Source organism: Phyllobacterium sp. MT110 (assembly GCF_058792715.1).
In genome coordinates this window covers 138,366-150,908 of record NZ_JBXAFE010000004.1, presented here as the reverse complement: position 1 = coordinate 150,908, position 12,543 = coordinate 138,366, and the positions used below count along the sequence as shown (strand labels likewise).

Here is a 12,543-nt window from a genome sequence, read left to right as displayed (position 1 = left end):
GTGATGAACTGGGTTGAGATTGGAACAATCAACGACATTCCGCGCCGGGGCGCCCGCTGCGTGAACACGCCCGAGGGCAGGATCGCGGTTTTCCGCACCATGGAAGACCAGATTTTTGCCATTGACGATCACTGTCCGCACCGGGGTGGCCCGCTTAGCCAGGGGATTGTCCATGGTGCCGCAGTGACCTGCCCCCTGCACAACTGGGTTATCTCATTGGAGACGGGCAAGGCGCTTGGCGCGGATGAAGGCAGCGTGAAAACCATCGCGATCCGGCTGGATGGCGACCGGATTCTGGCTGGGCTTGAGCTCGCCGCCATGGCGGCGGAGTAGAGCGGCATGGACACCCCGGCAGTTCGCACCACCTGCCCCTATTGCGGCGTCGGGTGCGGTGTGCTCGCGACACCCGGCAATGACGGAACGGTTGCCATTGCCGGAGACCCGGAGCATCCCGCCAATTTCGGGCGGCTCTGCTCCAAGGGATCGGCGCTCGGTGAAACGGTTCATCTGGATGGCCGGTTGCTGGAGCCACGGGTCGAGGGCAAGGCGGCGAGCTGGGACAAGGCGCTTGATCGCGTCGCCAGCCGTTTCAGCGACGCCATCAAGGCACATGGGCCGGATAGTGTTGCTTTCTACGTTTCGGGCCAGCTTCTGACGGAAGACTATTATGTCGCCAACAAGCTGATGAAAGGTTTCATCGGCTCGGCGAACATCGATACGAACTCGCGGCTGTGCATGTCGTCGTCGGTGGCGGGGCATATGCGTGCCTTCGGGTCGGACACCGTGCCGGGAACCTATGAAGACCTCGAGCTCGCCGATCTCATCGTACTGACCGGGTCCAACCTCGCCTGGTGCCATCCCGTGCTCTATCAGCGCATTGCTGCAGCCAAGGTGAAGCGCCCGCAGATGCGTATCGTCCTCATCGATCCGCGCCGCACCATGACCGCCGATATCGCCGATATGCACCTGCCGATCCGTTCCGACGGGGATACGGCGCTGTTTGTCGGGCTGCTCGGTTTTCTGGCCGAGCAGGGGGCCTTGGATCGCGCCTATATCGAGCGGCATACGTCAGGCTTTGAGGCGGCGCTGGCCCTTGCCAGTCCCTGCGATCTGGAAACAATTTCGCAGCACACCGGAATTGCGCCGGATCAACTGCTCGCCTTTTTCACGCTGTTCGCCCGCACCGAACGATGCGTGACGGTATACAGCCAGGGCGTCAACCAGTCGGCATCCGGTACGGACAAGGTCAATGCCATCATCAATTGCCATCTGGCAACGGGCCGCATCGGCCGCCCCGGCATGGGACCGTTCTCGGTCACCGGGCAGCCCAATGCCATGGGCGGGCGCGAGGTGGGCGGTCTTGCCAATATGCTGGCGGGTCATATGCAGATCGAAAATGCCGGGCACAGGCTGCTGGTTCAGGATTTCTGGGCCGCCCCGACCATGGCAACGAGGCCGGGGCTGAAGGCCGTCGATCTGTTCACGGCGGTGGGCGATGGGCGGATCAAGGCTTTATGGATCATGGCGACCAACCCGGCCGATTCCATGCCGGAAGCCGATCGCGTGGCGAAGGCGCTGAAAGCCTGCCCGTTTGTCGTGGTCTCCGACATCAACGCAAGAACAGATACGACGGCCTATGCCCATGTACTTCTGCCTGCGGCCGGATGGGGTGAGAAGGACGGCACGGTCACCAATTCCGAACGGCGCATCAGCAGGCAGCGGCCATTCCTGCCGCTGCCTGATAAGGCCAAACCGGACTGGTGGATCATCACCGAAGTGGCGAAACGCATGGGGTTTGCCGCCGCCTTTGCCTATCAGAACCCCGCGCAGATTTTTGCCGAGCATGCCGCTTTGTCGGGAGTGGAGAACAAGGGCAGCCGCGATTTCGATATCGCTGCCCATGCCGGCATATCTGCACGCGCATATGACAACCTCGCCCCATTTCAATGGCCGCAAAGCCGGGACGCTGCGACACCGGGCGGACGCTTTTTTGCACAAGGCGGCTTTTTTACCGGGGATCGTCGGGCGCGGTTCATTGCGGTATCGCCAGCCGACACCGGCGCGATCGATCAACGGTTCACGCTGAACACCGGGCGCGTGCGCGATCACTGGCACACGATGACGCGCACTGGAAAAAGCGCGCGCCTGTCCGCGCATTTCGCCGAACCCTTTGCAGAGATACATCCGCTCGATGCCGCCGAGCAGGGGATTGCCGATGCGAGCCTTGTCCGGTTGCACAACGCGCATGGCGATATCATCGTACGAGCCTTGCTGACGGACAGACAGGCGCGCGGCAGTGTATTCGTGCCCATGCACTGGACCGACCAGTTTGCCGGGAGTGCCCGTGTAGACGTACTTGTGACATCGCGGACCGATCCGGTCTCCGGCCAGCCTGCACTGAAGATGGCAAGGGTGGATATCCAGCCTTTCGAAGCTCTCTGGTACGGGTTCGCGGTCCTGCGTGACAAGCCCCGGACGATTGCGGCGGATTACTGGGCGCTTGCCAGGGCCAATGGAGGATACCGGATCGAACTTGCCGGTCTTCACGAGCCGGATGACTGGGCGATGTTTGCCGGAGAATTGTTTGGTTGCGGCGAGGGGGCACCGCTGCTGCGTTATCACGATGCAAGGAATGGCCAGCACCGCATGGCTGCCTTTGCCGGTGATGCCCTGATCGGCGCGCTCTACATCGCGCGCCAGCCCGTCGCCGTGTCGCGCAGTTGGGCCAGCGAGCAGCTGTCGCAGCATTTCCCTGCAGCGCAGAACCGTTTCCAGCTTCTGGCGGGACGGCCCGGCAGGGATATGCCCGACAAGGGCGCGATTGTCTGTTCGTGCTTTTCCGTCGGCCGCAACGAGATCGCCGGCGCGGTGCGCGGCGGCTGCCGGACCGTTGCCGCCATCGGTGAGGCTTTGAAGGCCGGAACGAATTGCGGCTCCTGCCGTGCTGAAATCAGGGGGATTGTCGATGCAAATCTTGTCCAGGCCGCAGAATAGTCCGCGCCCCGGCAGTATCGGGCAACTGGCGGTGCTGCCGGTGTTTTTCAGCCTTGCGGGCAAGCGCGGCGTGGTTGCGGGCGGAACCGCCGCCGCCGCATGGAAAGCCGAACTGCTGGCAGCGGCGGGCGCCGAGGTTCATGTCTGCGCCGAAGCCATGAGCGAGGAAATGTCAGCCCTGATTGCGGCAGGACCGTTCGTCCATCATGCGCGCAGGTGGTCGGCAACGGATTTGCACGGTGCTGCCATCGCCATTGCCGACGCCGCGACGGAACAGGAGGCTGAAGCATTCCTGCATGCGGCGACGCAAGCCGGTGCGCCGTGCAATGTCATCGACAAACCGGCATTCTGCGCGTTTCAGTTTGGCACCATCGTCAATCGTTCGCCCGTGGTGGTCGGCATGTCGACCGATGGCGCAGCACCTATTCTGGGGCAGGCGATCCGCCGGCGGATCGAGACAGTCCTGCCCGCATCATTGGCAGTATGGGCGCGACTGGCACAACAGTTGCGCTGCTATATTGCGCAAACGCTCCAGCCTGGCCGCCAGCGAAGGCTGTTCTGGGAGGATTTCGTCAATCGCGCCTTTGGTGTGGACCCGTTGCCCGACGAAGAGGCCAAACTGCAGGCACAGGCGATGCAGATCGCCAATGCCTGGAATTCCCGAACCGGCACCGTGACTCTCATCCCGGTCGAGAGTAATGACCCCGAGCTTCTGACACTCAAGACGATGCGGCTGCTGCAAATGGCTGATGCGATCTTTTATGGCAGGGATATTGCGCCTGCCATTCTGCAGCTGGCGCGGCGGGAGGCCAGGCGCATTCCGCTGGTCGATGAACCGTTTCACGACGCTGCTGCGCAGCGTCTTTGCGCCGACGGCAAGAACGTTGTTGTTCTCAAGCGCGCCTAGGCGGCGTCCTGATCGAGTTCCGGGTAATGACGGAAAATGCCTGACTCGTTGAAGGGAATACGCCGGGGCGAGGCGAGATAACGGGCAATGTTGGGCCTATCCCGGATCCGATCATGCAAGGCTACCAGTAGAGGGTATTGCCGGGCGAACAACTGCGTGGCGCGGGGAAAGGCATATCTCAGCCCTTCGATCACCTGAAACAGCGAGAGGTCGACATAGCTGAGCCCGTTGCCGACGCTGTGCCTGTCACCGTCCGGATTATTGGCAAGGTTACGCTCGAAATAGCCGAGATATTTCGGGATGCGGTGCTCGATGAAGCTGGTCGAACGTGCCTTCGCTGCTTCCTTCTGATCCTCGTAGTAAAGCTCGGTGGCAATCGGATGATGCGTGTCGTGCACCTCGCAGACAAAGTCGGTGACGGTCAGTTGCAGGCCATTGGCGGCATAGCGTAATCCTTCATTCTCCGGCACCAGACCGAGTTTGGGTCCGAGATAGAAGAGAATATTGGCGACGTGTGAAACAAGCAGTTCGCCGTCTTTCAGAAAGGGCGGGGCGAACGGCGTGTCCGAGGTATCTGCGCCTTTCAATATCCGCATCATTGCGGATGTGCCGCGCCCGCTGCCGGTTTCGCGGGTAATGTCGACATAGGCCGCCCCGGCTTCTTCCAGCGCCAGCCGGATGAACTCGCCGCGTCCCTGTATGCCGTCCCAGTAATAGAGTTCATAGGGCATTGCCGGTTTCTCCATTGTTCTGATTGGATGCCTTTGCGGTTTCCGCGATCAGCCAATCGATAAATATTTGGGCCGCCGGGGTGCTTCTGGCCCCTTTGGGTGTCACCAGCCAATGGGCGGTTCGGGTGGAGGTGATCGTCTGCGCGCAAGGTTGCACCAGACGCCCGGTCCGCAGGTGATCGCGGATGAGCAGCATGCGGCCGATGGCAATGCCCTGACCGTCCAGCGCGGCCTGCAGGGTGATGTTGTAGTCCGTCAGCTGGATGGTGCGGGCACCGGCCAGATCAAGGCCCACCGCATCGGCCCAGACCTGCCAGTCGACGGGCTTCCTGGCGAACAGCAATGTGTGGCGCAGCAAGTCCTCCGGCGTCTCAATGGCATTGTCCGATTGCAGAAGTGCCGGGCTGATAACCGGGCTGAGCTGTTCGGCCATGAGCAGGCGCACATCGACCCCGGGCCAGTTTCCGTCGCCATAGCGGATGGCGATGTCGGCCTCCCCGGCGGCAATGTCCGCGCTGCGCAGGGTGGGATCGAGTTCGAGGCCGATATCGGGGTGCAGCGATTGAAAACCGTGCAGGCGCGAGACAAGCCAGTTGGCGGCAAAGGAGGGCAGCAGGCTGATGCGGACGGTGCTGCGCCTGCTCCTGCCGCGCAGGTCTGCGGTGGCGGCGGCGATGAGGCGGAATGCATCGGTGGTGCGGGCGCGATAGTCCTCGCCCTCCGGTGTCAGGGCGATGCTGCGCGCCTTGCGGACAAACAGCGGCAGGCCGAGAAACTCTTCCAGCTGGCGGATATGATGGCTGACGGCACTTTGCGTGATGAGCAGTTCCTCGCCCGCCCGGCGGAAACTCATCAGCCGCGCGACGGCCTCGAAGGCTCGAAGTGCCTGCAACGGCGGCAAGGTGGTGGAGGAGCGCATTTCGCCTCATGCTTTCGACTGCGTGTCATCAGCTTATCCGGGTTTCCAGACATTAGCCAGATCGATCAGTGACGCCAGTGTTTTGAATTGGACCTGCGGAGCAGGGCCGTTGATGATGGGACATAATCAGCCGGAGATGATGATGTCAGCCACCATAGCAGAGAAGCTTGCAACCCTCGGTCACGACCTGCCGGTCGCGTCCGTGCCTGTTGCCAATTATGTATCGGTCGTGCGCGCGGGCACCCTGTTGAGCATATCGGGGCAGATCAGCCGGATCGATGACGGGAACGCCGTCCTCGGTGTTGTCGGCGCATCCGTTTCCACCGATGAAGGCCGCAGGGCGGCCGAGATCGCAGCAATCAATGTGCTGTCGCAAATTGCCGCGGCCACCGACGGGACGATTGCCAGCGTGCGCCGCATCGTTCGTCTCGGCGTCTTTGTGGCTGCGACACCTGACTTCACCCAGCATCCGCAGGTGGCCAATGGTGCATCGGACCTGATGGTTGCGGTGTTCGGCGATGCGGGGCGTCACAGCCGTGCCGCCGTCGGCGTCAGCTCATTGCCGCGCGGCGTTGCTGTCGAGGTGGACGCGCTGGTCGAGCTGGAGGGCTGACGGTGACCCAAACGCTCGATATTGAACAGTTGCGCGCGCAGACGCCGGGCTGTGCCATCAGCACCCATTTCAACCATTCCGGCTCTTCGCTGCCGTCAAACACGGTATTGGCGGCGGTGACGGAGCATCTGCAGCGTGAATCGCTCTATGGCCCCATGGAAGCTGCGGCCAATGCGGCGGGCCTGATCGACGAAGCGCGGGCGGATGCCGCCGGTCTCATCGGTGCGGCGCCTGCCGAGATTGCCTTCTCCAGCAGCGGTTCCGCCGCCTGGGGACTGGCCTTCGCTGCTTTGCCGCCGCTCATTGCGGGTGACCGCATTCTGGTCGGCCGTCAGGAATGGGGCGGCAATCTGTCGACGATGCAGGCAGCGGCCAAAAGGGCGGGTGCATGCATCGAGACCATCCCTGTGAATGAGGACGGCAGTGTGGATGCCAATGCGCTTGCTGCCATGATCGATGACCGCGTTCGCCTTGTTGCCTTGACCTGGCTTCCCGCCAATGGCGGGCTTATCAACGATGCCGCGGCCATCGGCAGGGTGACGCGCGCTGCCGGCATTCCCTATTTCATTGATGCGGCGCAGGCGCTCGGCCAGCTTCCCGTGGATGTCAGCGCCATCGGCTGTGATATGCTGAAGGGGTCAGGCAGGAAATTTCTGCGTGGACCGCGCGGCGCGGCCATCCTCTATCTGCGCAAGGCCTTTCTCGAAACACTCGAACCAGCCTATCTCGATGTCCTTTCCTCGACATGGGGCGAGGACGGCCCACATATGCGGGCGGATGCGCAGCGTTTCGAGACAAGTGAGAAGCCCATCGCCCTGCTGCTGGGACTGGGAGCGGCGCTGAAACAGGCGCGCAGCCTCGGCATGGATGCGATCCGCCGGCGGATCAGGGACCTTTCGGGGCAATTGCGCGATCAACTGGCTGCCATTCCCGGTGTTGCGATTCATGACCTCGGCACCGAGAAATCCGGATTGGTCTCTTTTACGGTGGCGGGCATTGCGCCGCAGGCTTTGCGCGGCAAACTTGCGGAAAAGCGGATTACAATCGCGGCAAATGGGATACCTTACACACCGCTCGACATGACGGCGCGCGGCCTCAACGAGATTGCGCGGGCGTCAGTCAGCTATCTGAACACAACGGATGAAATTGACCGTCTTTGCGATAATGTTGCCGCTCTTGCTCGGCAGGCCGCTTGACGGAACGAAGGACAGGTGAGGACAGAATGGATCTGGGAATCAGGGGTAAGCGGGCAATCGTCTGCGCGAGTTCAAAAGGGCTCGGTCGCGGCGTTGCGGAGAAGCTGGCGGAAGCAGGTGTCGACCTGACGTTGAATGCCCGCACGGAAGCGGTGCTCCGCGAGACGGCAAAGGAAATCGCCGATACCTACGGCGTCAAGGTGCAGATCGTTGCGGCAGATGTGACGACGGAGCAAGGCCGCAAGGAATTGCTGGCCGCCGAACCGCAACCGGATATTCTCGTCAACAATGCCGGCGGGCCGCCGGCCGGTCTGTGGTCCGACTGGCACGAGGAGGAATGGCTGAAGGCGGTCAATGCCAATATGCTGACACCGATCTATCTGATGAACGCTATCCTGCCCGGCATGATCGAGCGCAAATGGGGCCGTGTGGTCAACATCACGTCGGGCTCGGTGAAATCTCCCATTGCCCAGCTCGGCCTGTCGAATGCCGCGCGCAGCGGCCTTACCGGTTTTGTCGCCGGCACCGCCCGGCAGGTAGCGCGTCATGGGGTAATCATCAACAATCTCTTGCCGGGCTCGCACGAGACCGACCGGATCAAGGGATTTCTGGAAAAGACTTCGGAAACCAAGGGCATCTCCATCGAACAGGCGCGCGCTGAAGCCCACGCCGCCAATCCGACCGGCCGCTTCGGCACCAAGGAGGAATTCGGCGCAGCGGCCGCCTTCCTGTGCAGCCAGTATGCCGGCTTCATCGTCGGGCAGAACCTTCTGCTCGATGGCGGGGCCTTCAACTCGACACTGGGGTGAAAGCCTGCATCGATGCCGTGAGTTCCATAATTAAACTTATGCAACTCACGGCTATAACAGCAATATACAGATGCGACAGATGGGCAAATTAGAGATGCGACATTTTTAGGTCGCGTGCCCTGTTCAGATCGAACGAGGAAAGGAAGACTGGCGGCTCTTCACACGTATCCGTTTAGAGAGTTGCCATGTCTTGTTTGATTACGATGTCGCAGAAAGAACTCAATAGATTGGAAGTCATTCAGAAGATTCGAGATCGTCGTTTGACGGTTATCCAGGCGACTGCATTGCTGGATCTCAGCCGCAGCCAGATCCATCGTCTTTTACAGGCTTACGACAAGCTTGGGCATTCGGGTCTGATTTCGGGACGACGCGGACGCCCGAGCAATCGTCGTTACAGCGAGGATTTCCGGAATGCGGTGCTTGATTTGATACGGGCTTATTATCGGGATTTTGGGCCGACACTGGCCTGTGAGAAGCTTGTCGAACGCCACCAGCTTTCGGTCAGCAAGGAGACGCTGCGGCAATGGATGACGGTGGCGGGTTTGTGGACGTCACGGCGCGAACGCAAGCGACAACTGCATCAGCCGCGCGGTCGGCGTGATTGCTTTGGTGAACTGGTACAGATCGATGGTTCGCATCATTGGTGGTTTGAGGAGCGGGGTCCCAAATGCGCCCTCCTCGTTTATATTGACGATGCCACGGGCAAGCTCCTGCATTTGCGCTTTGCTGGATCAGAGAACACGTTTGATTATTTTCATGCGACGAAGGCCTACCTGCAGCAATGGGGCAAGCCGCTGGCCTTTTACAGTGACAAGCATGGTGTGTTTCGCACGACCCATGGTTCGCAGAAAGATCGCACGAGCGGTCTGACCCAGTTTGGCCGGGCGCTTTATGAACTCAACATCGACATTATCTGCGCCAATACCCCGCAGGCCAAAGGCCGTGTCGAGCGGGCAAACAGAACTTTGCAGGATCGTTTGGTCAAGGAATTGCGACTGCGCGGCATTGATACGATCGAAGCAGCCAATGCTTATGCGCCGGAATATATTGCAGACTTCAATGCCCGTTTTGGCAAGGATCCGCGCAATCCGAAGGATATGCACCGACCGCTGGCCGCACATGAGAACATCGATGGTGCGATGTGCCGGAAGGAAGTACGGACACTGTCGCAAACACTGACGCTGCGTTACGACAAGGTGCTGTTCATCCTGGAGCCGACGGAGCTTGCAAAGCGGCTGGCTCGACAAAAGGTGATTGTCTGCGACTATCCCGATGGTCGTCTGGAGATCATGCACGGCACAGACGCCCTGCCCTATAGAACGTTCGACAAGCTTCGTTCTGTTCACCGGTCGCCTGTTGTCGAGAACAAGCGACTGGATGACATGCTTTCGATTGTGTCCGAGATGCAGGCGGGCCGGGAATTGCAACGCAGCAAGAGCGGTCCCCGTCGCACAGGTCAGACGAACCATCTGTTTGGCGTGCCTGATGGCAGTGTCGGGAACGGGTATCAGAAGCGTGAACGCAAATCGCGTACCGCTTACATGAACGATCCTGACGTTATTGCGCGCCGGGAAAAAGCGTTGGCTCGGTTGGCTGCGACCGAGTGAAATGGCGAGATCGACGACATTTGGCACTCTCAAAGCTAAAGCCGAAGGGCACCTATCGACCCGCCCCCATTCCTCGCTTGCAACTCTGACCAGCCTCTCGGAATGGGGGCTGAACGTCAGCACCTGTCGCATCTCTATCTTGCTGGAGATAGCGCATCCCTAACTTGCCAAAACAACGGCATCGTGAAATCCGGAGGATCGGGCAATTCATCCGGAGTTCCGGTCTACGTGTTCTTCCGCTCCCGTCCTATTTTCACGTCGTGGCCCCAAGGGGCTCTGTTTCAGGACGACAAGGAAATGCAGGATGAGCAAGACATGGTTTATCACCGGTGCCGGACGGGGTATCGGCGCGGAAGTTGCCAAGGCTGCGCTGGCAGCCGGTGACAATGTGGTCGCGACCGGCCGCAATCGCAAGCAGGTGCAACAGGCGTTCGCGGGCGTTGAGGGGCAATTGCTGATTGTTGAGCTGGACGTGACCAAGCCGGATCAGGCGGATCAGGCGGTGGACGCTGCCGTCACCCATTTCGGCGGCATCGACGTTCTCGTCAACAATGCCGGCTATGGCCAACTGGGTCAGTTCGAAGAAAATGGTGCCGACGACATCGAACGGCAGTTCGCCACCAATGTATTCGGCCTGTTGCACGTGACCCGTGCGGTCCTGCCTGTGATGCGCTGGCAGAGATCGGGCCGCATCTTCAATCTGTCCTCCATAGGCGGCATGGTCGGGTTTGCCGGTGCTTCCGTCTATTGTTCGACGAAGTTTGCGGTTGAAGGCTTCTCCGAATCGCTGGCCATGGAAGTGGCCCGCTTCGGTATCCATGTGACCATCGTCGAACCGGGGTTCTTCCGCACGGATTTTCTCGATGAAAGTTCGGTTCGCTATGGCGACAAAAGCATTGAGGATTATGCCGAAGCTTCGCGCGAAACACGCACGACCTATGACGGGTACAGCTACAAGCAGGCGGGCGATCCGGCAAAGCTTGGATCGGCATTGATCGAACTGGCCGCCTCGCAGGAGCCACCCCTGCGTTATGCCGCCGGTTCCGATGCGGTCAAAGGCATCGCGACGAAGCTGGATTCGGTTCACGCGGAAATCAACAAATGGCGATCTCTGTCGATTTCCACGGATGGTAATTTTTGAGCCGCTTTTCTGCCCAGAGATCAACACGATCTTCCCGGAGAAATAGGCAATCACCTCGGTGGATCGGTATACCGCCTCGCCCTTCCGCCATGCGATATTCAGACTGGGAATAAACCCCGCTATTCAAATAACTTAAAAGGAAAGGGATATTTGCAATGAACATCCAACTCCCCACCCTTTCACCGTATCTCAAGCCGAGTTTTTCAACGCTGAAACTTCTTTCGCGTGTGCTGCATCCGATCAAGACCAAAAAGGATCGTGATATGGCAGAACTGGCAAAGCGATATTTAAACGGATAATCAGCGCCTTTTGACGCGCTTGTGAAAGCAGAGGAAACCCGCAATGCCCGGCATTGCGGGTTTCAACGTTTTTCGGCGGGGTCGAGGGTGAACAGTTCCTGCGCCCGCCCGACACCGCGCAAGGCGAAACGCCCGACGCAAACCAGTTTGGAGCGAAGTTCTTCCGGCAGGAATGCGGCGAAGCGGTCCGAGATCAGGACATCCTGATCGACGGACCGGCACATGGATGCGATGCGGCTGACTTCATTGACGGCCGGTCCGACGACGGTAAAATCCAGCCGCGTGTCGCTGCCGATATTGCCAAAGAACACCTCGCCCACATGCATGCCGAGATAGACATTGGTGATCGGCTGTTTCTCGGCGGCGCGCCGCTCATTGAGCACGATGAGCCGCTTGCGCAGGAGAGCTTGGGCCTTCAGCGCCGCGGTGCAGGCCGTCTGCGACCCGCCTTCGGTGAAGATGGCCAGAGTGCCGTCGCCGATGAGCTTCAGCACATCGCCGCCCGCTTCCTGGATCGACGAGATGACCGCATCGGCATAGTCGTTCAGCATCGGGATTATGGCATCCGGTCCTGCCGCGTCGGAAATACGCGTATAGTCGCGCAGGTCCGAATACCAGAGAACCGCTTCGATGCGGTCGGCCGCGCCGCGATTGATGCGCCCGGCCAGCACGCGTTCGCCCGCATCGTGGCCGAGATAGACCTCGGCCACCGTGCGCACGATCCGCGCCAGCGAGGAGCATTTGATCGCAAGCGCCAGCCCCCGCGCCAGACGTTTCAGGGTTGCAATGTCGCGGTCCTCGAAGCCGTCGGCATGCGCCGTGGACCATTGCGAATAGAAACAGTCCATTTCGCCGATGCTGCCCTGCGTCGAAAAGCGGTGGACCAGCGCGAGATAATCGGTGAGCCCTTCGGCCTTGAGGTTTTCCAGATGCAGAAAGCCCGGTTCGTCCATTTCGCCGATGCGGCGGCGGAGCGAATCCTCGCCGGACTGCAGCAGGTGGTAGAATGTGGTCCGCTGCCAGCTTTCGGCGCCGGGGCCCTGGGTGCTCGAGCCATACTCGATCACCGGCTTTTCCACCTCCTCGCGCTGGCGCCAGTGGAACGCCCTGCCCTCGTAGATGGGATGCAGCGTATCGACAAAGGTCAAGGCGCGTTCGAGCGTGATGCCAAGGCCGCAGCACCGCACGCAGAAACCGTTAAGCAGTTCGGTTTCGCTGGCGCCGGCCAATCCTTGCGCGTCGAGCCATTCTTCAATCGCAACTATGTCGGCTTCCGTCATGATTCCCGCTCACTTGTCCGTCTGAACGGGTATCACGTCCGCGCCGT

The 12,543-nt window shown here is 60.5% G+C and carries 12 protein-coding genes; 9 read left to right on the top strand and 3 right to left on the bottom strand.

Annotation, left to right across the window (positions count from 1 at the left end; translation table 11 throughout):
- Nucleotides 1–3 precede the first annotated feature (3 nt).
- From nirD to AC1Q5O_RS18540, 3 genes are read left to right on the top strand one after another with little or no spacing between them, the layout of a single operon-like run.
- Entirely contained in the window at nucleotides 4–333 is a 330-nt protein-coding gene (gene nirD / locus AC1Q5O_RS18550; RefSeq protein ID WP_492564983.1) for a nitrite reductase small subunit NirD, read from the top strand.
- Between the two features lie 6 nt (nucleotides 334–339).
- The gene (locus tag AC1Q5O_RS18545; RefSeq protein ID WP_492564981.1) at nucleotides 340–2,994 is read left to right on the top strand and encodes a nitrate reductase; all 2,655 of its coding nucleotides are present in this window, start codon (nucleotides 340–342) and stop codon (nucleotides 2,992–2,994) included.
- Nucleotides 2,966–3,901, top strand: a complete 936-nt coding sequence (locus AC1Q5O_RS18540; protein WP_492564980.1) for a precorrin-2 dehydrogenase/sirohydrochlorin ferrochelatase family protein — start codon at nucleotides 2,966–2,968, stop codon at nucleotides 3,899–3,901. Before AC1Q5O_RS18545 ends, AC1Q5O_RS18540 begins: the two co-directional genes overlap by 29 nt.
- Here AC1Q5O_RS18540 and AC1Q5O_RS18535 read toward each other — a convergent pair.
- A complete protein-coding gene (locus AC1Q5O_RS18535) occupies nucleotides 3,898–4,632 on the bottom strand; it encodes a glutathione S-transferase (protein ID WP_492564978.1) in 735 nt (244 codons plus the stop codon). The genes AC1Q5O_RS18540 and AC1Q5O_RS18535 overlap by 4 nt on opposite strands.
- Nucleotides 4,622–5,551: a transcriptional regulator GcvA gene (gene gcvA / locus AC1Q5O_RS18530; protein ID WP_492564976.1), complete on the bottom strand. Its 930-nt coding sequence runs from the start codon at nucleotides 5,549–5,551 to the stop codon at nucleotides 4,622–4,624. The genes AC1Q5O_RS18535 and gcvA overlap by 11 nt, the downstream gene beginning before the upstream one ends.
- A gap of 142 nt (nucleotides 5,552–5,693) precedes the next feature.
- Here gcvA and AC1Q5O_RS18525 point away from each other — a divergent pair, with 142 nt between their 5' ends.
- The 6 genes from AC1Q5O_RS18525 (at nucleotide 5,694) to AC1Q5O_RS18500 (ending at nucleotide 11,216) form a co-directional block, all read left to right on the top strand.
- Nucleotides 5,694–6,164, top strand: a complete 471-nt coding sequence (locus AC1Q5O_RS18525; protein WP_492564974.1) for a RidA family protein — start codon at nucleotides 5,694–5,696, stop codon at nucleotides 6,162–6,164.
- A 2-nt stretch (nucleotides 6,165–6,166) separates the two neighbouring features.
- Complete coding sequence (locus AC1Q5O_RS18520; RefSeq protein ID WP_492564973.1) at nucleotides 6,167–7,360, top strand: aminotransferase class V-fold PLP-dependent enzyme; 1,194 nt, start codon at nucleotides 6,167–6,169, stop codon at nucleotides 7,358–7,360.
- Nucleotides 7,361–7,386: 26 nt separating this feature from the next.
- On the top strand, nucleotides 7,387–8,169 hold the full coding sequence (locus tag AC1Q5O_RS18515; protein WP_346308354.1) for an SDR family oxidoreductase: 783 nt from the start codon (nucleotides 7,387–7,389) through the stop codon (nucleotides 8,167–8,169).
- Between the two features lie 185 nt (nucleotides 8,170–8,354).
- A complete protein-coding gene (locus tag AC1Q5O_RS18510) occupies nucleotides 8,355–9,776 on the top strand; it encodes an ISNCY family transposase (RefSeq protein WP_191192425.1) in 1,422 nt (473 codons plus the stop codon).
- 304 nt (nucleotides 9,777–10,080) lie between these two features.
- Nucleotides 10,081–10,917 carry an oxidoreductase gene (locus AC1Q5O_RS18505; RefSeq protein ID WP_492564970.1) on the top strand — a complete coding sequence of 279 codons (837 nt, stop codon included), beginning with the start codon at nucleotides 10,081–10,083 and terminating at the stop codon, nucleotides 10,915–10,917.
- Between the two features lie 155 nt (nucleotides 10,918–11,072).
- Complete coding sequence (locus tag AC1Q5O_RS18500; protein ID WP_158531308.1) at nucleotides 11,073–11,216, top strand: hypothetical protein; 144 nt, start codon at nucleotides 11,073–11,075, stop codon at nucleotides 11,214–11,216.
- A gap of 62 nt (nucleotides 11,217–11,278) precedes the next feature.
- On the opposite strand, the gene AC1Q5O_RS18495 is transcribed toward AC1Q5O_RS18500, so the two are convergent.
- Nucleotides 11,279–12,496 (bottom strand): adenylate/guanylate cyclase domain-containing protein, encoded by a 1,218-nt coding sequence (locus tag AC1Q5O_RS18495; RefSeq protein WP_492564968.1) that lies wholly within the window; start codon nucleotides 12,494–12,496, stop codon nucleotides 11,279–11,281.
- Nucleotides 12,497–12,543 lie beyond the last annotated feature (47 nt).